Raw genomic sequence first — 24,103 nt, forward strand, 5'->3', positions numbered from 1 at the left:
CAACAAGGGCTCTTGCTATGACTGACCCCCTTATTCCTATAACAAAAAAACAGGCGCTTATATTTACCTGTTTTTTTGTCATGTATGAGTTTCTAACTTATATAGCAAACGACATGATCATGCCGGGCATGATTCAAGTTGTTCGTTCTTTTGATGCACCGGAATCTGTGGTAGCTACTTCTTTAAGCGTTTATATACTCGGAGGCGCAAGTTTACAGATCTTCTTAGGACCCATATCTGATAGCTATGGACGCAGGCCGATGATGCTTCTTGGTGCATTTCTATTTTTTATTTTTACTTTATTTATAGCGTGCTCCAATTCAATGAATCAATTTTTAATTGCGCGTTTTTTCCAAGGTATGGGATTATGCTTTATTGGTGTAATCGGTTATGCGACGATTCAAGAAATCTTTGAAGAAATGGATGCGATTCGCTTAATTGCAATTATGGCGAATGTTGCAATTCTCGCCCCATTACTTGGTCCTCTTATTGGAGCGCTGGTAATCCATTACACTTCTTGGCGCTACATATTTGTGACCATTGCGCTAAGTGCTCTTGTCGTATTATGGGGATTATGGCGCTATATGCCTGAACCAATAGGTCAAATCAAGAGGAATGGTCAATTAATTCCAAAAACTAAATTCTCAGCAAACAAAGTACTGCAGAACTATAAAGATTTGTTTACTAATAAAGCATTTTGTTTTGGTACTTTAGCGGCAGGTACAGTGGGCATTCACTGTATTGCTTGGATTGCGTTAGCACCCATTATTCTTATTGTTGAGGCAAAACTTACAGTAATTCAATATGGGCTTTGGCAACTTCCCGTATTTGGCGCTACCATTTTAGGCAATTGGTTTTTACATAAACTGACGTATAAATACAGTATTAGACAAATAGTTTTTCTAGGTTGTATTATTCTGATTGTGGGAGCATTTTTAACTTCTTTGCTTCCTTATTTGTTCGGGAATGCTTATTATTATTTGCTTCCTGGAACGATTATTTATTTTTTTTCACTGAGCATAATCAATGCGCCTTTAAACAGATACTGTCTCTTTGTAACCCCTGTAAGCAAGGGTACAGCTTCAGCTCTTGTTAGCCTGTGCGTTATGGTTGTTGGCGCGATAGGAACAGAAGGAGCTAACCTATTCTATAAGCATCATAATAATCTTCATTTTGGACTTTATTGTAATGCAATCGAGCTTATCTTCTTGATATTTATAGCATTAACTTTTCTACCTAAAAATCCGATTGCGGATGGGACTAAATAGTCAGGCATAAGAAACCATGCTTTTAAATATTGATTTCGCAAGCTTGATTGGACTGACTTGAATTTTTATAAAATTCATATTAAATCTATTAAGTTATCCGATACACTATTGCCAACACCCATTCTTAAGGATAAGACATGCTAAAGACAATCCAGATATCCTCTTTATTAATTGCAACCGCATTGTTCTCTACTGTTTCGGCAGAAACATATAGAGTCCCCGCCACAAAAGATACCGTAACTCTTGGTCTTTTTTCACTTGATAAAAAACCTGCCGTTAAAGTTCACTCTGGGGATTCGGTGTCTTTAGAGACTTGGAACAGTTGCTTGCATGAAATGGTCTTTAATAAAACCACACCGGCTGAAATTGCAAAATTTTATACAAAATATGACATTCAAAAAAGACGGGGTATGCATAGCTTAACCGGCCCTGTTTATATTGAAGAAGCAGAGCCAGGAGATGTTCTCGAAATTCGAGTTTTAGATATCAAGTTAAATGATTTTGGATACAATTTTTTAAGTCCCACACAAGGTATTTTATCAGAATTTACGAAACCACGAATTATGTACTTCAAATATAATAAAGAGAGAAATACCACCGAATTCTCCAAAGGTATTTGCTTACGCCTAAAACCCTTTCCGGGAGTTATCGCGGTAGCCCCACCCAAGGATTGGCCTGATGGCTGGCCCGTGAATTTAGAAACGCATATGGGACAACCTGTTCCAGGACAATTCAACTCCGTCCCTCCAGGTCCTTTTGGAGGAAATCTCGATCAACCGAGTCTGCAAACAGGATCCATTCTTTACCTACCCGTTTTTCAAAAAGGTGCTTTAGTTTGGACCGGTGATTCCCATGCGATGCAAAGTAATGGAGAAATTGATGTCACAGCACTCGAGACTTCTTATGAAGGTATCACCCTGCAGTTTATTGTAAGAAAAGATTTAAAAGCCGAAGGAGTATTTGATAAAACCAAACGAAATGGTAGTAACTTATTCACCTGGCCTATTGTTGAAAACGCGGATGAATGGATAATAATGGGTTTACATGAAAATCTATTTGAAGCCATGCAGCTTGCCTCTAAGAATGCAATTGACTTTTTAGTACGTACTCAAGGGTTCTCACCACAGGAAAGTTATCAATTTTTAAGTATGGTGGGTGATTTCAAAATTCCTGAAGCAGTTAATGTTATTAAAAATGTAGCTGTTCATATTCCTAAAGAGGCCTTCATACATAATGGAAAAATGAGCACGCTGAGCTCCGAAGGCAAGTTTCCTCTCTCAAGGCCTAAGAGCGATGAGAATACAACATGTGTGCCCCAAGAAGGCAAAATTGTTGAATAACCTTTAGGGAAAATAAATGAATAAAATTTTAGTTTATTTATGCTTGTACTTTATGGCTTCAACGGCCTTAGCTACTCAAATTGTGCTTGATAATAAAACAAATTACCCTACAAAAAACAATCAAGGTAAAATTGCAGTACAATGGAAAGCATCCGCTGAGGCCATTCAGGAGAGTAATAGAGCCATTGTCAATGGTTTCAAATTAGACTTAAGTTCCATAATTATTCTCTCGCAACAAGGTCAAATCCCGCTCGGTCTACCTAATCAAGCCCATTACTTCAGAGTGCTTGTCTGGTCAACTGATAAAAAAGAGCCTGATTTACTTACGAACTGGGTCGATATTGTCCCCAATAAAACTTATACCCTAAACCAAGACCAACTTGCAGCAGCAATACTGGTATCTGGAGCTGGCTGTTAGCAATATAATCTTTTTAAGCTTGTGGACCATTTAAACTGCAAGCTTAAAAATTTCTTTCAAAAGGAATATGTTCCTACTTTCAATCTGTCTAATTAAGAATTCGATACATTTTTTGTAACCGTTACTGTCTTTAAATGATTAAAAACTGCTTCATCTTTTTTTAATAAGACTCTTTGAGAAAATTAGTTGTAGGTATTTGTTTCACGGTATTAAGGTTGGTTTTAGGCCAGAAAATATTGAATCTAAGTTTAGAAAAGTATATGGTGAATGATGTTATAAATGGATGTATATTAATGCTTTTAAAAGAAAAATTATGAGCAGATTAATTTTTTTTATCTTATTTATTCTTATAAATTGCATTGATATTGTGAATGCAAAAACCTCAGAAACTATTCCCACAGCAACGAAACCCACGGCCGTACCTAATAGCTCCAGTATCAGTTCAAACCCCGCTGCAGTCAATGTGACTACAGGGTCGGGTGCAATTCAACGTTATATAGAGAAAAAACTAGGTATTGAAGATAATCATGGAATTATGGTTCAAGGGGCCTGGATTGGGGACACCAATAAGTTGTTTTCAGGAGGAATACCGGATGCTGATCGTATCACCTCAAACAGCGTATTTTTACTAGATCTTACGGTGGACACGGAACAATTCAATGGATGGAAGGGAGGATTATTTAGCGCTCAGTTTCTGCAACAAAATGCCCAGAATACTAATGCTCAAGCAGGCATTATTCAAGGATATAACTCATTACCTGATGTGTATCCTTTTAATCGATCAGAACTTTATGCTCTTTGGTACAGGCAAGAACTTTTTGATAAAAAAATGTTTGTACGAATTGGAAAAACAATTACCACCCTTGATTTTAATAATGTAATCAAGCCTGCCCCTCTCCGCTCTGATGAACCCAATATTCCTGCAGTAACGAGCCTAATTTATACTCCAATTTTTATTAACCCAGCTGTAGATGGTGTCATGCCTGGCTACACGAACACGGCTTACGGCATTACTACGACTTGGGCTCCGATTGATCAATGGTATCTTTCCTACGGCATATATGATGGCAATCTAGCAAGTGGTAAACAAACCGGTTTAAGTGGACCAACATTCAATGGAAATTATTTTCAAGTAGGTGAAACGGGTGGCGCCTGGACTATAGGTAAAAACCATCGCCCTGGCACAGCAGGAATAGGGGTATGGCATCAGACCGGTTTAATACGTCAACACAACCTCTGCGAAATGGGAGCGACAGGGGCTTATCTATTTGGTTCCCAACGTTTATGGTATCGGCATCCTGGATATGATATCAGTGGTGTTTCTGCGTTTTATCAATTGAGTATTAATAATTCTAGTGTTTTGCCCATGACCCGCTCTATTGGTGCTGGTTTTACCTTATTTGGACTTATTGCAAATCGTGAAGGTGACTCGTTAGGTGCAGGATTTTCTCTTGCTTGGCTCAACCATAGAATCACCAATCGCTCCTCTGAATTAATGTATCAAATTTATTATCAAGCAAAATTAATCCCCAATATCTATATTGAACCGGCACTTTCATACATACCTACTCCAGGTGAAGACAACCATTTACCGCCGGCATTCGCTGGAACGTTACGCGCTATTATACTGGCATAAAAGCTTTTGCTTGTTATTAGGTATCAAACAGTATAATCATTGCATTCACGGATCCAATTAAACACCATAAGATCAATCATTTGACATATATGCCAATAAATGATTAGTATCAAATTTAATACCTAGAGAACTCTTTTTTACTTCCAAACTTCATTGTGCAATCTAAGTATCTAAAGCAAGGACCATTAGGTCATATTTGAAAGGAATAAAAAACATGACTGTTGAACTCATACAAATAGGCAAAAAAGATACAAATAATTACGAGCAAAGCTTACTAGATCTGGGTTACTCAGAGTTAGATACTCCTCTCAAAGAAGATGTGATTGCCATTTGGAAGTTTTTTTGCAATGAAGAACTTATATACAAAGGGTTGGAAGAATTTGTATCAACCTATTTTGCATTTACCCAACACGACAAAAAATCTTTACGCCAATTTTTTGATGAATGGGGCAGTAAAAATCATTTTAATACCCCGGATTCTCGTGACATTAGTACAGAATTCCAAACCAGTCCCCAATTCCAATACCCTCAGCATACACCCGTTTTGTATGGTGAATTGACAGCTGACCTATTTAATAACGTTTTACTAAAAAATGGTTATCTATCTGCTGATGCAGGTGCAGGCCCCAAGCATGGTAAGTGGGCTCACTCCATTCAGTTTTACCTTTTAGAGGAAGCACGAAAGAAAGGTATTTTACAGCTGCATTCACCCACAATTTGCCAATTTGTTAAAAACATATCACAAATTAAAGGTTCTTTTGAAGCAATAAGTTTATGGGACATTCTATTTGACTCTTTTGAGGATCATATTTTTACTCAGCCTAATAACATTACTACGCTCTTAACCAGTTCCTGGTCCGGTTCAGAGGCAGCTAAATTTCTAGCCGCAAAGTTGAAAGCTTTTGACGAGAAGTTTAATCGGGTTGCCCATGAAAAAGGATGCTATGAAGCCTATGCAAAGCTAAAATATTTAAGTCGATTAAATGAAGCAAGTTATATTTTTTATAAAGAAAAATGTGCTTTATTATGGTTTGCACCCAAAGAAAAAAAGGACACATCTCCCTCGAGTTTGTTGGATCCTTTTTGCAACCTTGAATTAGGATCTTGAGAACAAACCAACTCATTTTTAAGTGAAAAATGAGTTGGGAAATAAAGGTTAATGCTTCTTACGTGCTGGATGAGACTCTTTGAGTATGCAGCTTGCAATGATCAAACTGGCTAGAAAGCATATTGGCATTACCACTAAGGCAATTTGGTAACTCGCAACACTATATACATGCGCCCCATTCACTACATGCCATAAGTTAGTGTGCTGTAATATATAACCTACTAGTGGCTGAAATATGGCACCACCTATCACTACGGAAAGATTATTAAAACCAGAAGCAGTACCCACCAGATCAGGAGCATTATTTTCTTTGACCACGGCAAAACTCACCGTTTGTCCACCTGCCCCTAAACCGAGAACAAAGAGAATAAAAGGTGTCCATCCGTAAGACAAGCCTGGCAAATACAAGAGAATCAACGTTGCAAGTAATCCTAAAATTGCACTAATAATCAGAGCAATACGACGACTTTCAATCTTATCACTAAACCATCCTAAAAGAGGACTACCCACGCCTATTCCAATCCAAATCATGCTGCATAATCCAGAAGCAGCAACCACACTTATTTGGAATTTTTCTTGTAAATATGGAACACCCCAGAGTGCCGCAAACACGGCGATGGGGGCCCATATAGTGAATGCATACGATCCTATTATCCAGGTATAACTATGTTTGCATACAGCAAGAAGTCGTTTCCATTCATCCCGCAAGTAATGTTGAGGAACTGATTGACTCTTTTGATGTGGATAATCTCGTATATACAGCCAAAAACAGGCTGCTAAAATGAAACCAATAATCGAAAGAATAAAACTTGCATTTCGCCATCCAACTGCTTGAATTAAATAAGCAAGCGGCATCTCACCAAATATAGCTCCTACTGAACTCATCAATTGGGCGACTCCTGCCAAAATAGCAAAATAATAAGGAGGAAACCAACGTGATAAAAGAACCAAAACCCCTATAAATGAGAATGCAGAACCAATTCCAATAAGAAACCTTCCAATACACGCCGTGAGCACACTATCCGTTGATGCAAAGAAAGCTGACCCTAGGGCACATAAAATAATTGCAAAGGTCATTAGTTTACGGGGGCCATATCGATCGTATAATACACCTGCTGGTAATTGCGTTGGAGCATAAGCATAAAAATAAAAAGCAGATATGACCCCAAACCCTTGACCAGTAACCCCAAAAGTTTTCATCATGGATTCAGCCATAACGCTGGGTGCTACTTGCAAAATAAATTCATATAAATAAAAAGATGCGGCAAGGAAGAATATAAAATAAGCGGCTGCAAGATTCGTGCTCGCTCCTTGATGTGTTTTATCTGTATAATGTGCGCTCAATTTAAGGTCACTCCGTTTGAAATTCAACATTTAAGCCTATACGTATTTATGTTGTCAATACGTTCTTAGTACATAAAAGACATATAAAAGATAATATTGGGCAAGTTTTAGGTTTAGACCGGTTTTTTGCTGCGCCGCACCCAAAGTTTTTCTTTTAAATTATTTAGTTACTGGATAAATTGCTCCCAAAATTGCAGGGCGTCGTGAGCCAGTAATGGTACGTAAATCCACTGGAATTCGATTAATCGCTTGAGCTGCCAACCAAGCAAACATCATCGCTTCCAAATAGTCGGGACTCATACCAACTTCAGCAATGCTCATAACACTGGTTTGAGGCAATAAATGGGCAAGCATTTGCAATAAAGCTAGATTATGAGCCCCTCCACCACATAAATAAATTTTTTTAATCGGTTCTTCTTCATTTAATACTGTATGTGCAATTGATTTAGCAGTAAATGCAAGGAGAGTCTTTTGAATGTCTACAGGTTGAAAACCTTCTTTTAAATACTCCTCTAGCCAGGATAATGAAAAATATTCTTTTCCTATACTCTTGGGTGCTGACGAACGAATGAACGAATCAGCCATTAAGGTTTCCAAAAGTGGTTCAATCACCTCTCCCTGCTGGGCCCAAGCGCCATCTTTATCATAGGATGTGCCTTGATATTTCATAATCCAAGCATCCATTAAACAATTTCCAGGTCCTATGTCCCAGCCTTTAATAGGTTTATTCGGATTAATAAATGTAATATTGGCAATACCCCCTATATTTACTACAGCGATATGGTTATTTGCATCATGAAATAATTGTTGGTGATAAATAGGTGCAAAAGGAGCCCCTTGTCCACCTAACACTAAATCCCGAGTTCTAAAATCTGCAACAACGGTGATTCCAGTTAATTCAGAAATAGTATGCGCACAACCTAACTGTAAAGTATATGGAATAGTGCAATTGGTATTATGACATAGTGTTTGACCGTGGCTTCCTATAGCAGAAATATCACTGGGGGATAATTTTACTTTTTGCAATAATTCATTAACGGCATTCGCAAATTCTCTTCCAATTAAGGTGTTTAATTGACAGATCGCAGCGAGACTTAAATCTGAGCCAGAAAGCGTCTTATCTATATGGGCCTTGACTTCTTTAGTGTATTTTTTAGTGATTCCACAATGTAGTATATTTTTTGACACATCAACAAGCGCGGTATCTATACCATCCATACTTGTTCCGGACATCAAACCTATGTATAAAGTCATTAATTGGTCCTCACTTCATCATTCAATTATATTAGAAACAACTAGATGTACCCGGATGCAATGAAGCGAGGCCTGGTATGACGAGAAGGAAAGCCCGTGTTCCGTTTTGCTGCACCCAGACAATTCATCCAGACTACACACACTACAATTTAAAACAATTATAAAAGTTATTTGTGGTAATTTCAGCAATCTCAGCGTAGGACATTTTACGAAGCTCAGATATTGCCTCAGCTACATACTTTACAAGAGCAGGATGATTTTGTTTGCCACGATAAGGTACGGGTGCTAAATAAGGCGAATCGGTTTCAATAAGTATTCTATCCAAAGGCACTTTTCGTGCCACTTCTTGAAGTGCAGTTGCATTTTTAAAAGTAACAATTCCTGAAAATGAAATATAAAAATTTAAATCAATCGCTTTATATGCTATATCCAGACTTTCAGCAAAGCAATGCATGACTCCACCAATTTGTTGCGCATTTTCCTCTGCCATTAAGGTTATGGTATCTTCTGCCGCTTGACGAGTATGTATAATCAATGGCTTAGAAGATTTTAAAGCAGCCTGAATATGCTCTCTAAAAAGGGCACGCTGGATCTCTCGCGCTTCTTCCGTATGGGTTCGATAATAATCCAATCCCGTCTCACCTATCGCAATACACGCTGGATTCAGTGCTAAATCACATAACATTTGTGAGGTAACTGGATAGTCCAGCTCCGTATTTGGATGGACCCCTACAGAAATACTGATATTAGGATATTCAGCGGCAAGACGTTCTAGGTGGGGATAATCATTGAGTTCAACACAAACACATAAAAAATGCTGCACGTCATTTGCTTTTGCTTGTGCCAAGACATTAGTCATATCATTATTAAAATCAGTTAGATCAAGAAAGTTTAAATGACAATGCGAATCTACTAACATGGAATGACCTCATAAAATTTTGATCAATTCAGTATAAAATAAGAACGTTTTTTCCAGATTGAATTGATCTTACATGGTATCTGTTAACTGGGAAGATTTTAACATGCCTGCTAAATAGGTCTCTATTCTATTACATACATAGCGGCTATTTTCTCCAATAAATTGCACGCCAATCCCTGGCACTTTATTACCCTGCGCTCCTTTAGGAGTAATCCAAATAACTTTACCCTCAACTACATGGAGTTCATCTTCATCCATTAATTTAATTGAGAGTTTAACTATTGAACCAAATAAATAATTCGTGTCCGTACGGATAAATAGGCCGCCTCCTTTCAAAAAAGGCATATAAGCCTTATAAAGAGTCGATTCATTAGGAAACGAGCAATTAATCTGTTGTATAGTATCCATCATAGATCTCCCTTATACATCTGGATTTCCTATAAAATCAAATTATGTATGCATTTTTATGGAAACATATTAGATTTATTATGAAGTCCTAACAATAAATCTTCTAATGCTAAAGTTTGATTTACATTCATATTATGGCTTAATTTTCGTTGCAATGTATTTATTTTGTCAATTTGGCAAAAAATCGTTACGGAATCTATTTTAGGCATTAAATGGTTTAATTGGTTTATAGCGGGGCCAGCAGCTGCTGCCCCATTAATTTGCATCATTAGGAGCTGCGCATAGACTAAATAGAGAAACCACAGTAATACGCCAAATTCAAACTGACTCCATTGAGCTGCAACCGCACTTGGATGCTCCTTTTGTTCCAATACATCAATTATTCCACCTAAAATAGATTCAGAGTGTTTAATAATTATTGCATGATCAGATTCTTCCGGAAAATACTCAGCCAATCGTAAAAAATTATTAAGTAATGCACTATCAGGCGAAGCAAAACGGACTATCTGGCATCGGCTTAAAACTGTTGGTAATACGGTACTTAATTGCCGGGCTAAAAGTAAAAAAATGGTCTGGGGCGCGGGTTCTTCCAAAATCTTTAGTAAGGAATTTGCAGCAGCAGTGTTCATGCGATCGGCCGATTCAATTACAATCAACCGATGCTTAGCCCGCTGTGGAGTTAAATAGGCGTAACTTTGTAGTTCCCTGATCTGATCAATTTTAATGGGTCCACCATTTTTTTCTGGCTTAACCCATTTCACATCAGGATGCTCGCCGCGAGCAACCATTTGACAATCAGCACATTCAAGGCAAGGTTCATTTTGGTTCTTTCTACAGAAAAACAACTGAGTTAATTTTCTGATTAAATCATTAAAGGCATGATCAAACGATCCTACATATAACATCGACTGAGGTATACGATTGTTGACCCATGCAGATTGAATCTGAGTCCACTGTGATTGATAGCGTTTCTTTTCATCCAGAGAAGAAAGGCTCTGCAGTTCATTAACGTGAGTCATTACTGCTGCTCTATAAATTTATTCATTGCATTTTGAATGGATTGTTTGACTTCCTGCAATGGGCGTCGTGCGTCAATAGTTACGGTATTATCACACAACTCAACATAATGAATATAGCGTTCATGGACTCGATGAAAAAAATCAATCGATTGCTGCTCAATTCTATCCACTTCACCTCTGGATTTAACGCGCCTCATTCCTTCTTCAGGAGTAATATCCAAATATAAAGTCAAATCGGGTTTAAATCCATGCAGTGCAAAAGAAGATAAACGATTAATCATCTCTTGATCTAATCCTCTTCCACCACCTTGATATGCCATAGTGGATAGTTCAAATCGATCCGCAATAACCCATATTCCTTGCCGTAATGAAGGCTTAATAACTTCTTCAAGAAGCTGAATTCTGGCTGTATAAAGTAATAACAATTCGCTTCGATCATCCAAAGTATCTCTGTATTCTGGATTTTTAATCAAATCACGCAAAATCTCACCTAGAACCGTGCCACCTGGTTCTCGTGTTGTTAGCGTTTTGATATCTCTTTTTGCTAGCAGTTCTATAACCGTGTTTATCGCAGTGGACTTACCAGCCCCTTCCAATCCTTCAATAACAATTAACTTCCCGGTTGAAGACAACATTAGAAATCCTTCCGTTTATATTGATTAATTGCTTGCTTTTGTTGTTGATAAGTTTCAGAAAACTGATGAGTTCCATCCCCTTTAGCAACAAAATATAAATAATTGGATAATTGAGGGTGGGCTGCAGCATCTAATGACTCTTTTCCTACCATGGCAATAGGGGTTGGAGGTAATCCTCGATAATGGTATGAGTTATAAGGTGAATCGATTAGTAAATCATTATGAGATAGTTTTCCAGTATAGGCCGCCCCTAAACCATAAATAACGGTCGGATCCATCTGCAAAGGCATTTTTTTATTTAAGCGGTTGATCATTACCCCGGAAATTAGCTTCCGCTCTTGTGGAACAGCGGTTTCCTTTTCGATAATTGAGGCCGCTATTAGTAACTCATAGGGATTCTTATAGGGCAAATTTGATTCTCTGTTGGCCCAACTTAAATTCAAATAATTAATTAAATTACGATGTGCATGTTCTAACAAACTTTTACCAGTGCTTCCACCCCGATATTGGTATGTGTCAGCAAGCAATAATCCCTCAGCATTCGGGTGATCGTCTTTGATTGAATTCCAATCTTGTGGATGATAATTCAAATAAGCCGCTTTGAGTAAATCTTGGGAAATTTTTTGCTGGGTTGTCCCTGCAATAATTGTAAAATTTTGCGTTAAGACATCTCCTGCTACCACTCGATGAACTAATTGCATTGCGGTTTCACCGGGTGTTACTTGATATACCCCTGCTTTGAGCTGTGAAGACAAGCCTGAAGCACGAATCATCATGAGAAGCATTGAACTGGAGCTGATTAAATTTTTATCTTTTAATATTTTTACAAACTGTGAGGCAGTGGCTGTTCGATCTAGAGTAATAATAACCGGGGAACCCTGCTTAGGAACAATAGGTTTAGTAATTTGAATATAGGCAATCAAAAAGAAGATAAAAAAAGACATAAAAAACAGTACAACATATAGTGTTAGTTTTTTATGTCTTGGAAATGTCATTTACACACGCTTAAACAGTAAACTACCATTTGTTCCACCAAAACCGAGTGAGTTACTAAGAACATAATTAATAGCTCGTTTTTGAGGTGTGTAGGGTACATAGTTCAAATCACACCCTTCATCTGGATTATCTAAATTAATAGTAGGGGGAGCGATTTGATCTCTAATTGCTAAAATACTAAATATAGCTTCAACAGCTCCTGCCGCACCCAGTAGATGACCTGTCATTGATTTTGTAGAACTCACAGCTAAATCATAAGCGTGTTGTTTAAATATACGCTTAATTGCTTTTGTTTCATTTAAATCATTAAGATAAGTCGAAGTACCATGTGCATTGATATAATCAACTTGCTCAGGATCTATACCTGCATCATGTATGGCGGCTTCCATCGCTCGAGCGGCACCATCAGCATCATCATCAGGAGCAGTAATATGAAAAGCATCACCCGACATACCAAACCCTACCAGTTCGGCATAAATTTTTGCACCACGAGCTTTCGCATGTTCATATTCTTCTAATACAAGAATGCCCGCCCCTTCGCCCATAACAAAACCGTCCCTATCTTTATCAAAAGGTCTAGATGCTTTTTCGGGCTCATCATTACGTTTAGATAAAGATCGAACTGCAGAAAATCCTGCTAGGCATAGTGGAGTTAAGGTCATTTCAGCGCCACCACATACCATAACATCAGCATCACCATAAGCAATCATACGTGCAGCAAGACCAATATTATGAGTTCCAGTAGTGCACGCAGTAACAACAGCAATATTGGGACCCTTGAGCTGATGTCTAATTGAAATCTGTCCAGCAACCATATTTATGATACCTGCCGGAATAAAAAAAGGAGAAACTTTGCGGGGACCGCCCGCCACCAGTTTATCCTGATTATTGGTAATTGTCTGGATGCCGCCAATACCTGCACCCACTGCTACACCAATACGATTTGATAAATTTGCGTCAATCTTCAAGCCCGAATCACGCATTGCTTCATCAGCCGCAGCAATGCCATATTGGGTAAATACATCCATTTTACGCGCATCTTTAAGTGGAACATAGTTCTCAATATTAAAATTCTTAACTTTAGCCCATATGCGTGTGCTGTATTCGCTGGCATCAAATTCATCTGCCAAAACAACACCACTTTTACCTGCTAATATATTTTGCCAAGTTTCTTCTACATTAAGACCGACAGGGGTAATCATACCCATACCAGTAATCACTATACGCCGCTTATTCAATGAAAGCTCCTCGTAAAACATTCTCATTCCTCTCCCACATACATGTAGGAGAGAAAGAGATCAAGCAAATATTATGCTTCTTCTTTATTTAAATTTGATTCAATATAATCAATCGCTTCTTGAATCGTGGTAATTTTTTCAGCTTTCTCATCAGGAATTTCTGTTTCAAATTCTTCTTCAAGGGCCATAACCAATTCCACAGTATCTAAAGAGTCAGCACCTAAATCATCAACAAATGATGCATCATTCTTCAGTTCTTCTTCTTTAACGCCTAGTTGTTCAACAACAATTTTGCGAACACGCTCTTCAACTGTACTCATAACTTGATTTTCCTCTTTCGGTTGATAGAAATTTAAAAAAATTTCGGGTTATTAACATACTACTTCCACTTAATTTTTCTTGCTTGGTTAATAAATCAAAATACATTTTATAACCTAATCAATTACTTATATTTTAAGCAACCCAAACAACCAAAGTTAAATGGAAGTGGTATAGTTTATTCATTTATACAGATAACGCAAGTGCATTTAGTCCATATACATGCCGCCATTGACATGAATTGTTTCGCCTGTGATATATTTAGCACTATCTGATGCTAAAAATGCTACAGCTTCGGCTATATCGTTAGGCTCTCCTAGCTTACGCATAGGAATTCTCTTTAACATTTCCTCCTTTACCATGTCAGGTAAAGCAGCTGTCATATCTGTATCAATAAAACCAGGTGCAACCACATTAACAGTTATTCCTCGGCTTCCAATTTCTTGTGCTAAGGACTTACTGAATCCAACGATACCTGCTTTTGCTGCAGTATAGTTTACCTGCCCTGAATTTCCACTTGAACCCACAACTGATCCAATAGAAATAATACGTCCCCATCGTGCTCTAAACATAGGTTTAATACAAATTTTAGACATTTTGTATATTGAATTCAAATTCGTTTCAATTACCTTATACCACTCCTCGTCATCCATACGCAGTAATAAATTATCTGATGTGATCCCTGCATTATTCACTAATATTGAAGGAGATTGATTCTCATGAGTCAGTTCACCAATTACCTGCTCTATTTGTTCCGAATTGGTAACATCAAGAACCAGACCTTTTCCAGATAACTTTTCTTTATCAAAGTAGGCATTAATAGCTTGAGCACCTTGTTCTGTAGTCGCTGTACCAAATACAAAAGCACCTTGTTGCGCTAACTTAAGGGCTATAGCCTGACCAATTCCTCGGCTTGCGCCAGTAACTAAGGCAATTTTTCCCTCTAGACTCATTATGTATTCCTCGATAGAAAATAATTATTTTTAAGGTTGTACCTTTGAATTATGCAAATTGCTCTTCAAGTTGATCCAGACTAATAGTATCGTAAACACTAATAGTATTTAAGCTTCTATCTATTCTTTTAATTAATCCGCTCAACACTTTCCCTGGGCCACATTCTAAAATAAGCTCTATGCCAAGATTTTTAAAGAGCTGGATTGTTTCAACCCAACGAACAGGACTATATAATTGCTCTTTTAGCTTTTCACGTATGTGTTGTTCCGAATGATAAACGCTTAAATCTACATTGCTTACTACATCTGTTTTTGTGTTTTTGAATTCAATTTTAGCCAGATATTCTGCAAAAGATACCGCCGCTTCAGATAATAAGGGACAATGGCATGGAACACTTACAGGAATTACTTTGGCCAGACGGGCACCCGCTTCTTCAGCTAATCCGAGTATGCGCATAACAGCTGGAGTATGCCCCGCAACAACAACTTGTCCGATTGCGTTATAATTAGCAGGTGTTACAACCTCATGTTCTTGACTCGCTTCCTTGCATAAAGACATTACTTGCTCATCGGTTAAGCCCACAATCGCTGCCATAGCACCTAAACCCAAAGGCACCGCATTTTGCATTACCTGTCCTCGACGAGAAACTAAACATGCAGCATCAAATAATGATAATGCATCAGCGCAAACCAATGCAGCATATTCCCCCAGACTATGGCCAGCCATAATCATGGGCTGAGCAATACCATGTTGGATTAATACTCTATATACAGCTACATCAGCAGTTAGCATTGCGACTTGTGTATGTTCTGTTTGATTCAGTTTTTCTTCCGGCCCATGTTGCACAAGTTTCCATAAATCATAACCTACTGCTTCTGATGCCTCCGCAAAAGTTTTTACAACAATAGGATACTGCAACTCAAAATCAGCCAACATACCTACTGATTGTGAACCTTGCCCAGGAAATACAAATGCTGTTTTTACCATTTAAAAATAGCTCCGAACTAAAATTTAATTCAAAATGTTGATGAAAAAAAATTATTAATAACGAATTACCATAGCTCCCCAAGTCATTCCACCACCGAAGGACTCAATCAATAACAACTCATCTCTTTTAATCTGATTGGTCCGAATAGAATGATCCAGAGCCAAGGGGATAGAAGCAGCCGAAGTATTACCCTGGCTACCGATGGTAACAATGACTTGTGACATAGGCAGGTCAAGTTTTTTAGCAATGGCCTGTATGATACGCATATTAGCTTGATGAGGAATCAACCATTGAATATCTGATTTTTTCAAATGGCTCGCCTCTAGAACTTCATCAACAACATCGCCCATAATTTTGACGGCAATTTTAAATACTTCATTACCACGCATGCTAATCGTTGCACGTTGATTCTCAAAGGTGGCATTACTAAGATTTAACAATTTTTCAGCATCATAAGCAGCATGTAACACACTTCCCATAACACCTTGTTTATCACTGGCACTTAAAACCACTGCTCCAGCACCATCCCCAAATAAAACACAGGTTGAGCGATCAGTCCAATCTACTGCTCGGGACATGCTTTCACTACCAATGACTAGTACATTTTTTGCTGCACCGGATGTAATATACTGTTTTGCGATATCCATGACGTAAACAAAACCACTACATGCAGCACCGACATCAAAAGCAGGGATAGGTCGTTTCATTTTTAAAGCATGTTGAACATAACAAGCTACTCCTGGAAAAAAATGATCAGGAGTACATGTAGCAACCAATATCAAATCGATTTCATCAGCATTTAAATTCGAAGCAATCAATGCTTGCTCGGCAGCTTTGGAAGCCATGTAGGAGGTTGTTTCATAAGGTTGTGCTACACTACGGCTGCTAATGCCGGTTCTGGTAACAATCCACTCATCAGTAGTGTCCAACATTGACTCGAGTTCAAGATTGGTAAGTTGCTTTTCAGGAATATAACTTCCGGTACCAAGTATTACAGCATTTTTCATAACAGCAATCCCTGATTTATAAAATCATTTATTTGGACACGTACTAAATCTACAACGTTATTTTTAACCTCAAGAACGGCTTGTTCAATAGCATGTTGAAACCCTAGTTCATTAGCACCACCGTGGCTTTTTACGACAATACCATTCAAACCGAGCATACTTGCGCCATTATAACGAGAAGGATCAAAGCGTTTCTTAAGATGCTTTAATGCCGGCCGGGCAATTAAAGCGGAAAGTTTGGTATACCAATTTCTGTTGAATGACTCCATGAGTAAACTTACAAATAACTTTGCAAGGCCTTCACTCGCTTTTAAGGCTACATTCCCCACAAAACCGTCACAAACCACCAGATCTACCTCTCCGGAGTAAAAATGATCACCTTCTACATACCCAACATAGTTCATAATCTCGCATTCAGCAAGCATATGAGCTGTGCGCTTCACTTGATCATTTCCCTTCATTTCCTCAACGCCAATGTTTAATAAGGCGATTTTAGGTTTAGGCTTATTGGCTACCGCTTGTACCAATGCAGATCCCATAACTGCGAACTGAAATAAATGTTCTGCACAGGAATCTACATTAGCACCCAAATCAATTACCCATGTTCTACCCTTCATAGTGGGTAGTTCAGAAACAATTGCAGGCCTATCGATTCCAGGTAAGGTCTTTAAAACATAGCGTGCTGTAGCCATTAAAGCACCAGTATTCCCAGCACTAACACAAGCCTGAGCCATACCTTCCTTCACCAAATTAATGGCTACACGCATGGAGGAATCTTTTTTATTGCGCAAAGCATGTGACGGCAATTCATCCATAGCCACTACTTCAGAAGCATGAACTATGGAAAATTGATTTGAAGATGCTACGCCCTGTTTTTTTAGAAAAGCATTAATCTTGTCGTGTACTCCAACAAGAATAAGTTTCAAATCAGGATCATTCTTTGCTGCACGAATACAGGCAGGAATCACAACATTTAAACCATGATCCCCACCCATCGCATCAATTGCAATGGTGATATTTTTCAAGAAAATTACTCTTGTTCGTAAACAGTATCAGTGTCAATAATTTTTCTACCACGATAGTAACCATCTGGAGTCATATGATGACGAAGATGAGTTTCACCAGTAGTTTCATCAACAGACAATGTTGGCTTTGTCAAAGCATCATGCGAACGACGCATGTCACGACGTGAGCGTGACTTTTTATTTTGTTGTACAGCCATTGTATTACTCCTAAACAAATTGCATTCATAAAGCGGGAATATTAGTGTTAATTAGATAAAATTTCAATAAAATTCATTTTTTCCCACTAAAATTTGATTTATTTCACTGCTGCAATCATCAATTCTTGGATGAAATTGAGGCGCATAGAGATGTAACTCATCAATTAATACATCTTCCAAGCTAACCTGCAAATTTTCGGAAACAATACATTCGTAATGTTCTAATATCTGTTCTGCCCTTTCATCATTCCGACATACAGCAACTACAGTCATATTATCATATGGAAAATTAAATTCGTCCAGACAACGCTGGCATTGAATGAGTAAATCACCTTTAACATGAAGATGAATTAAATAAAAATCTTCTTTAGCTTCAACATGATAAGTAGTATCCAACTGACAGGGAGAAGTAATAAAATTAGGTAACCTCTCGCTGATTGTGACCTTTTTAGTTTGTTGGCCTTGTTTAACCATTTCTTGTAAGTGCAGCATTATTGTCGTATCCTAAAGAGTTATATTTTTCGAATAATACTATTATAGAACAGCAGTTTGTGATCTATTTTCCACACTACGGTTCTAAATCCTAGAATATTAAGCGGTATCTTAATTTTATGAAAGCTAAAGTTATTGTTGGAATGTCTGGTGGTGTTGACTCATCTGTTGCAGCATGGTTATTAAAAGAAGCAGGCTATCAAGTTGAAGGCTTGTTCATGAAAAACTGGGAACAAGACGATAAAGATGGATTCTGTCCCGCGGCCATAGACCTTGCTGATGCCCAAGCTGTATGTAATCAATTAAAGATTCCACTACATACGGTTAATTTTTCTGAAAACTATTGGCAAAGGGTGTTTACGCATTTTTTAAGTGAATATGAAAAAGGAAGAACGCCAAATCCTGACGTATTGTGTAATAAAGAAATCAAATTTAATGCTTTTTTAAATCATGCATTAACACTTGGAGCTGATTACATTGCAACAGGACATTATGCTAAAAATAAAATTGTGGGGGACGTTGGACTTTTATACAAAGCTAAAGATCGTGATAAAGATCAAACCTATTTCTTGCATGCGGTAGATCCTAAGGCTCTAGCAAAAACCCTGTTTCCAATTGGCGATTATACAAAACCAGAAATTAGAGAGTTTGCAAAAAAATTAGGTTTAGTGACTCAAGCAAAAAAAGATTCGACGGGTATTTGCTTTATTGGTGAAAAACGTTTTAAATCTTTTTTACAAGAGTTCATTTTGGCACGACCTGGACAAATAAAAAGCGCTGACGGCAAAGTTTTAGGAAAGCATGATGGGTTAATGTTTTACACTTTAGGCCAACGTCAGGGTCTAGGCATTGGGGGTTTACACAATTCAACCGATGATCCTTGGTATGTTGTCGATAAAGAAGTAGCTACTAATACCTTATATGTAGCACAAGGAAGTCAACATCCTATGCTTTTTGCACAAGGACTGATTTGCGGCCCAATTCATTGGTTAGCTGATTGTAAGGATAGCTTACCTCTTACCTGTTACGCTAAAACACGATATAGACAAGCGGAACAAGGCTGCATGATTTCTCCTCAAAATGAGAATCAGCATTATGTGATGTTTTCGAATCCACAAAGAGCAGTTACCCCAGGACAATATGTAGTTTTTTATGATAAAAACCAATGTCTGGGCGGTGCTACTATTGAACAAATTATTCGATAATTGAGTTATAATTTATATGATACAACGGGAGTTAAAATGGCTGCTATTGATATATCCCCAACTACCAGCGACATTCACTTTTCTGTCAGTGCAGCAGATAAAGTGGCAGAGCTAATAAAAGAAGAAGATAATTTAAACTTGAACCTCCGTGTCTCCATAACAGGTGGGGGGTGTTCTGGGTTTCAGTATGGATTTAGTTTTGATGAAGAAGTCAATGAAGACGATACTGTAGTCATTCAGCAATGTTCAGATGGTGTGTCTTCAGTAAAACTTCTGGTTGACTCAATGAGCTATCAGTATTTACATGATGCTGAAATTGATTATGTCCAAGGAATACAAGGCGAACAATTTGTTATTCGTAATCCAAACGCAAAAACCACTTGCGGATGCGGCTCTTCATTTAGCATTGATGATGAGGATGATTAGTAATATTGCTAATATAATCAAGTATAATGAGGCAAATTCACTTTGCCCATTATACTTGATAATTCCAAATCAATAAGATTTAACAATAACTTTAGTTCCTATTTTAATAAAATTTTTACTAAGCCATTTAGCATCGCCTGGATGTACTCTAATACACCCATGGCTCGCATTATAGTTTGGGACTTCATACGAACCATGAATTGCATAATATTTAGAAAAGAACATGCAGTATGGCATTGGTGAACCACCGCGTCCTACAGGATAACGACTCGATACACATCCTGGCCCACCCTTGCTCCAAATAGTAAAAACACCACTTGGTGTTTTACATCCTCTGTGAATATCGGGGCAATATTTTTTACCACCAGATCCTTTTCCTACTCGCACAACTTTACCATTTGAATCAATAGCCTTCCATGTCAAGGTATTAGGGTTGAAAACAAAGGTGTTTGCTAAAGCTGCGGGAGAACAGAAAAGTAATAGGAGTAGAGGAATTATTAAAAAATAAACTAATGAAAATAAAATAGAACTTTGTTTTTCCATAGTAATTCCTAAATGATTTATCCATCTTCATCTTAATTTTAGTTTATTTTTTGACCAACACAAATTGTTTTTAAGCAAAGTAGAAATATTTGTCCTACTATTTAATGGAAGGATATTAAAAGGGTAACCAATCATGACTAAACATTTACTTACAGGGTTGTACATTTTGTTAGGTTGTACATTTATTTCTTTCTCAATAAATGCTGAAGACACATCCAGTAATGCTGCTGGTGCTTCTTCTAGTAGTAATGACTCTTCTAGTGCTAGTTCTAATAACCAAGTGGATATAACTAAAGACAGTTGGCTTAAATCAGTAACCCCTTTATTACCTGATCTCATATGCAAAGGATTTGAAAACGATCCTCAGCTGAAAAAAAGACTTGATGAAATTAAAATGACTTACGACCAGTGCGCTGCTAAGATTCCTGATAGCGTTAGTAAATGTCAGCAAGAACTTTATGGTAATATTCCTGAGAAAATCAACAGTGATAATGCAGGTATTTGGGGTAAAGCGCTTGGAGAATGTATTGGTAAGGATTTTGCGATAAAATTCCTCATTCCCAAAAGCCAATAGAGTTGAAATTATTGATAACTATGGATACTAGGTCCTTTGGACCTTGTATCCATTAGTTTATATGATAGAGATTAGAAGAAAAAGCTCCAGAATATCAAGCCTCTTCCCAATGATTGACACCTGATTTCTTACTCAAAAACTCCACAAAAGCTTGATGTGAATCAAGCTCTTCCCGCGCCGCACTTAACACAATAGGATTTGCTAATTGAAGTGCAGCAATTTCTTGCGTTTTGACTTTAGTTTGAATGGACGTTTCTTCAACTTCTGCAAACAAGCTGGTTTGACCCCCGGTCATTGCCAGATATACATATGCTAGGATTTCAGCATCCAGCAAAGCGCCATGAAGTTCACGGTTGAAGTGATCGATGCCAAAGCGTTTGCATAGAGCATCTAAACTATTTCGTTGTCCAGGATATTTTTCACGTGCCAACGCTAAGGTATCAACAATATTGCAATACTCTTCAAGCTTTTTGCTCCATTTAATCAGCTTGAGCTCTGAATTTAAAAATCCAACATCGAAAGGAGCGTTATGGATTATTAATTCTGCCCCAACAATAAACTGCCAAAATTCATCAGCCTTTTCCTCAAAGAGGGGTTTGTCTTGTAAAAACTCATCACTTATACCATGAACACGAAAAGCGCCCTCATCAACCTGGCGCTGGGGGTTGAGATAAACATGGAAATGTTTTCCTGTTAATTTTCTCTCTACTAGCTCCACACAGCCAATTTCAATAACCCGATGTCCTTGTTCAGGTCCTATACCTGTAGTTTCTGTATCTAAAATAATTTGACGCATCGTTTACTCACTTAATTCTTCAATCGCCTGATTTGCCAAAGCATCTACTAAATCATTTTCTACATGACCCGAATGCCCTTTTACCCAATGCCAGTTAATTTGATGACGAGAAGCTAATACATCTAATATTTGCCAAAGATCTGCGTTTTTGACTGGCTCCTTTTTGGAGTTACGCCAACCTTTTATTTTCCACGTGGGCAACCAATCGGTCATTCCTTGCCTTAGATATTGCGAATCAGTATACAAATCAACAGAACAAGGACGCTTTAAGGCTTCTAAGCCTTTAATTGCGGCCATAAGCTCCATGCGATTATTCGTGGTATGTGCTTCTCCGCCATATAAGGTCTTTTCTTGTCCTTTATAACGAAGCAAAACCCCCCAACCACCGGGACCTGGGTTTCCTTTACATGCGCCGTCGGTATAAATTTCAATAGTCACTTTAATTCCTAATCTTTATCCCATAAACGGAAAAATGGAGTAACAAATTCCTTATTTAAAATCTTTTGCTTAATTAGGGCAATGTCAGGCGCAAAATACCGATCAGTATTATATGGCGCCACATGAGAACGAATTTGCTGATAAATTTTATCTAATAATACAGATGACTTTAATGGTTTATGAAATTCAAGCCCCTGCCCCGCGGCTAATAATTCAATAGCTAAAATCGTTGCGGTGTTATCATTCATATCATGTAAACGTCGTGCGGCACTGGTTGCCATAGATACGTGATCTTCTTGATTCGCTGAAGTTGGAAGACTATCTACCGAGTGCGGATGAGCTAGAGCCTTATTCTCACTTGCACAAGCAGCTGCTGTAACATGAGCAATCATAAAACCGGAATTTAAACCACTTTCTTTAATTAAAAAAGCTGGTAAGCCACTAAAATTTTTATCAATTAGCAAGGCAATGCGCCGTTCAGCGCTCGCTCCTATTTCGGATATAGCCAAAGCAAGATTATCCGCAGCCATGGCAACTATTTCACCATGGAAATTACCTCCTGAAATTATTTGCTCTTGCTCACTGAAAACAAGCGGATTATCAGAAATCGCATTTACTTCAACCTGTAACGTTTCCCTTACAAAGCCTATTTGATGCAAGATGGCTCCCATAATTTGAGGTTGGCATCTTAACGAGTAAGGATCTTGAACACGAGAGCAATGGCGATGAGCCTCACGAATCTCACTTCCAGCTAATAGCTCCCTATAATATGCAGCTACATTTCTCTGCGCCTGATGGCCTCGTACTTTTTGAATTCGATCATCAAATGGCACATCACTTCCATTCGCTGCATCAACAGATAATGCTCCAGCAATAAGGGCTGTTTCAAATAACTTTTCTGTAGTAAATAAAGCATTTAAAGCAATTCCAGTAGAAGCTTGCAGTCCGTTAAGTAAAGCAAGACCCTCTTTCGCCTCTAATTCTATTGGTTTTAAACCTGCAATCCTCAATCCTTCCAGCGCACTGATAACTTTTCCTTCATGTCGAACATCCCCAACACCCAGTAAAGGTAAAGACAAATGGGCTAAAGGAGCCAAATCTCCAGAAGCACCTACTGACCCTTTCTCTGGAATGCAAGGATATACTTTATGATTAAATAAAGAGATTAATGCTTCAATTAGTTCTAAACGAACTCCGGAATATCCTTGAGCGAGATTATTTATTTTAAGCAATAAAATTAGAGCAACAATGTCATCTGCTAATAATTCACCCGTACCACAAGCATGAGATAGTACGATATTTCGTTGTAATTGTTTGAGATTTTCCTCTGAAATGGTCTGATTTGCCAAAGACCCAAAACCAGTATTGATCCCATATACCGTTTTTTTGTTTAGAATTACTTTCTTTACTGTTTGATGTGATGCATGAATCCGCTCAAATGACTCTTTAGCAAGAACGCAAGTCAATTGTTTTGCTAAAATCTCTTTGATTGAATGCAAGTTCAACTCACCTGGTTGAAGAATAAAAGACTCTTGCATTAACTACCTCCTTAAAAAA

General features: G+C 37.9%; 27 protein-coding genes. 8 read left to right on the forward strand and 19 right to left on the reverse strand.

The features are described from left to right. Window positions 1-17: 17 nt before the first annotated feature. From ACWTE2_RS01400 to ACWTE2_RS01420, 5 genes are all read left to right on the forward strand, one after another. Window positions 18-1,268 carry an MFS transporter gene (locus tag ACWTE2_RS01400; RefSeq protein ID WP_454783841.1) on the forward strand — a complete coding sequence of 417 codons (1,251 nt, stop codon included), beginning with the start codon at window positions 18-20 and terminating at the stop codon, window positions 1,266-1,268. A 137-nt stretch (window positions 1,269-1,405) separates the two neighbouring features. Continuing rightward, entirely contained in the window at window positions 1,406-2,608 is a 1,203-nt protein-coding gene (locus ACWTE2_RS01405; protein WP_454783842.1) for an acetamidase/formamidase family protein, read from the forward strand. 16 nt (window positions 2,609-2,624) lie between these two features. Next, window positions 2,625-3,026, forward strand: coding sequence for a hypothetical protein (locus ACWTE2_RS01410; protein WP_454783843.1), 402 nt, complete (start codon window positions 2,625-2,627; stop codon window positions 3,024-3,026). A gap of 313 nt (window positions 3,027-3,339) precedes the next feature. After that, a complete protein-coding gene (locus ACWTE2_RS01415; RefSeq protein ID WP_454783844.1) occupies window positions 3,340-4,662 on the forward strand; it encodes a carbohydrate porin in 1,323 nt (440 codons plus the stop codon). Between the two features lie 214 nt (window positions 4,663-4,876). Continuing rightward, window positions 4,877-5,770: a LirA/MavJ family T4SS effector gene (locus tag ACWTE2_RS01420; protein WP_454783845.1), complete on the forward strand. Its 894-nt coding sequence runs from the start codon at window positions 4,877-4,879 to the stop codon at window positions 5,768-5,770. 48 nt (window positions 5,771-5,818) lie between these two features. Here the strand turns inward: ACWTE2_RS01420 and ACWTE2_RS01425 are convergent, their stop codons facing one another. From ACWTE2_RS01425 to ACWTE2_RS01495, 15 genes are all read right to left on the reverse strand, one after another. Then, window positions 5,819-7,114, reverse strand: coding sequence for an MFS transporter (locus ACWTE2_RS01425; RefSeq protein WP_454783846.1), 1,296 nt, complete (start codon window positions 7,112-7,114; stop codon window positions 5,819-5,821). A gap of 159 nt (window positions 7,115-7,273) precedes the next feature. Then, a complete protein-coding gene (locus ACWTE2_RS01430; protein WP_454783847.1) occupies window positions 7,274-8,368 on the reverse strand; it encodes an anhydro-N-acetylmuramic acid kinase in 1,095 nt (364 codons plus the stop codon). A 142-nt stretch (window positions 8,369-8,510) separates the two neighbouring features. After that, window positions 8,511-9,287 carry a TatD family hydrolase gene (locus tag ACWTE2_RS01435; protein ID WP_454783848.1) on the reverse strand — a complete coding sequence of 259 codons (777 nt, stop codon included), beginning with the start codon at window positions 9,285-9,287 and terminating at the stop codon, window positions 8,511-8,513. Window positions 9,288-9,356: 69 nt separating this feature from the next. Then, a complete protein-coding gene (locus ACWTE2_RS01440; RefSeq protein ID WP_454784424.1) occupies window positions 9,357-9,695 on the reverse strand; it encodes a PilZ domain-containing protein in 339 nt (112 codons plus the stop codon). A gap of 56 nt (window positions 9,696-9,751) precedes the next feature. Further along, complete coding sequence (locus ACWTE2_RS01445) at window positions 9,752-10,714, reverse strand: DNA polymerase III subunit (RefSeq protein ID WP_454783849.1); 963 nt, start codon at window positions 10,712-10,714, stop codon at window positions 9,752-9,754. Further along, the gene (gene tmk / locus ACWTE2_RS01450) at window positions 10,714-11,349 is read right to left on the reverse strand and encodes a dTMP kinase (protein WP_454783850.1); all 636 of its coding nucleotides are present in this window, start codon (window positions 11,347-11,349) and stop codon (window positions 10,714-10,716) included. The genes ACWTE2_RS01445 and tmk overlap by 1 nt, the downstream gene beginning before the upstream one ends. Beyond that, window positions 11,349-12,344, reverse strand: coding sequence for an endolytic transglycosylase MltG (gene mltG / locus ACWTE2_RS01455; protein ID WP_454783851.1), 996 nt, complete (start codon window positions 12,342-12,344; stop codon window positions 11,349-11,351). Before mltG ends, tmk begins: the two co-directional genes overlap by 1 nt. Then, complete coding sequence (fabF, locus tag ACWTE2_RS01460) at window positions 12,345-13,583, reverse strand: beta-ketoacyl-ACP synthase II (protein WP_454784425.1); 1,239 nt, start codon at window positions 13,581-13,583, stop codon at window positions 12,345-12,347. It lies immediately after the preceding gene. A 71-nt stretch (window positions 13,584-13,654) separates the two neighbouring features. Further along, on the reverse strand, window positions 13,655-13,903 hold the full coding sequence (gene acpP, locus ACWTE2_RS01465) for an acyl carrier protein (RefSeq protein ID WP_003631752.1): 249 nt from the start codon (window positions 13,901-13,903) through the stop codon (window positions 13,655-13,657). 207 nt (window positions 13,904-14,110) lie between these two features. After that, complete coding sequence (gene fabG / locus ACWTE2_RS01470) at window positions 14,111-14,857, reverse strand: 3-oxoacyl-ACP reductase FabG (RefSeq protein WP_454784426.1); 747 nt, start codon at window positions 14,855-14,857, stop codon at window positions 14,111-14,113. A gap of 46 nt (window positions 14,858-14,903) precedes the next feature. Next, a complete protein-coding gene (fabD, locus tag ACWTE2_RS01475; protein WP_182390804.1) occupies window positions 14,904-15,842 on the reverse strand; it encodes an ACP S-malonyltransferase in 939 nt (312 codons plus the stop codon). Window positions 15,843-15,896: 54 nt separating this feature from the next. Next, the gene (locus ACWTE2_RS01480; protein ID WP_182390805.1) at window positions 15,897-16,850 is read right to left on the reverse strand and encodes a beta-ketoacyl-ACP synthase III; all 954 of its coding nucleotides are present in this window, start codon (window positions 16,848-16,850) and stop codon (window positions 15,897-15,899) included. Continuing rightward, complete coding sequence (gene plsX / locus ACWTE2_RS01485) at window positions 16,847-17,875, reverse strand: phosphate acyltransferase PlsX (RefSeq protein ID WP_454783852.1); 1,029 nt, start codon at window positions 17,873-17,875, stop codon at window positions 16,847-16,849. The genes ACWTE2_RS01480 and plsX overlap by 4 nt, the downstream gene beginning before the upstream one ends. Before the next feature lie 5 nt (window positions 17,876-17,880). Continuing rightward, on the reverse strand, window positions 17,881-18,072 hold the full coding sequence (gene rpmF, locus ACWTE2_RS01490) for a 50S ribosomal protein L32 (RefSeq protein ID WP_028380381.1): 192 nt from the start codon (window positions 18,070-18,072) through the stop codon (window positions 17,881-17,883). Between the two features lie 63 nt (window positions 18,073-18,135). Continuing rightward, complete coding sequence (locus ACWTE2_RS01495; protein WP_454783853.1) at window positions 18,136-18,564, reverse strand: YceD family protein; 429 nt, start codon at window positions 18,562-18,564, stop codon at window positions 18,136-18,138. 119 nt (window positions 18,565-18,683) lie between these two features. Between ACWTE2_RS01495 and mnmA the strand changes: the two genes are divergently transcribed. Together mnmA and erpA are read left to right on the forward strand one after the other, a co-directional pair. Beyond that, the gene (gene mnmA / locus ACWTE2_RS01500) at window positions 18,684-19,769 is read left to right on the forward strand and encodes a tRNA 2-thiouridine(34) synthase MnmA (RefSeq protein WP_454783854.1); all 1,086 of its coding nucleotides are present in this window, start codon (window positions 18,684-18,686) and stop codon (window positions 19,767-19,769) included. 36 nt (window positions 19,770-19,805) lie between these two features. Continuing rightward, window positions 19,806-20,195: an iron-sulfur cluster insertion protein ErpA gene (erpA, locus tag ACWTE2_RS01505; RefSeq protein WP_182390809.1), complete on the forward strand. Its 390-nt coding sequence runs from the start codon at window positions 19,806-19,808 to the stop codon at window positions 20,193-20,195. Between the two features lie 69 nt (window positions 20,196-20,264). On the opposite strand, the gene ACWTE2_RS01510 is transcribed toward erpA, so the two are convergent. Then, entirely contained in the window at window positions 20,265-20,738 is a 474-nt protein-coding gene (locus ACWTE2_RS01510) for a L,D-transpeptidase (RefSeq protein ID WP_454783855.1), read from the reverse strand. 133 nt (window positions 20,739-20,871) lie between these two features. On the opposite strand from ACWTE2_RS01510, the gene ACWTE2_RS01515 reads away from it, so the two are divergent. Beyond that, a complete protein-coding gene (locus ACWTE2_RS01515) occupies window positions 20,872-21,312 on the forward strand; it encodes a hypothetical protein (protein ID WP_454783856.1) in 441 nt (146 codons plus the stop codon). 94 nt (window positions 21,313-21,406) lie between these two features. Here ACWTE2_RS01515 and dnaQ read toward each other — a convergent pair whose 3' ends face one another. The 3 genes from dnaQ to hutH are packed head-to-tail and all read right to left on the reverse strand — an operon-like array spanning window position 21,407 to window position 24,084. Further along, window positions 21,407-22,108 carry a DNA polymerase III subunit epsilon gene (gene dnaQ / locus ACWTE2_RS01520; protein ID WP_182390812.1) on the reverse strand — a complete coding sequence of 234 codons (702 nt, stop codon included), beginning with the start codon at window positions 22,106-22,108 and terminating at the stop codon, window positions 21,407-21,409. Window positions 22,109-22,111: 3 nt separating this feature from the next. After that, a complete protein-coding gene (gene rnhA / locus ACWTE2_RS01525; RefSeq protein WP_182390813.1) occupies window positions 22,112-22,546 on the reverse strand; it encodes a ribonuclease HI in 435 nt (144 codons plus the stop codon). Between the two features lie 8 nt (window positions 22,547-22,554). Then, entirely contained in the window at window positions 22,555-24,084 is a 1,530-nt protein-coding gene (gene hutH, locus ACWTE2_RS01530; RefSeq protein WP_454783857.1) for a histidine ammonia-lyase, read from the reverse strand. Window positions 24,085-24,103 lie beyond the last annotated feature (19 nt).

This window comes from Legionella nigrisilvae, from assembly GCF_977063395.2.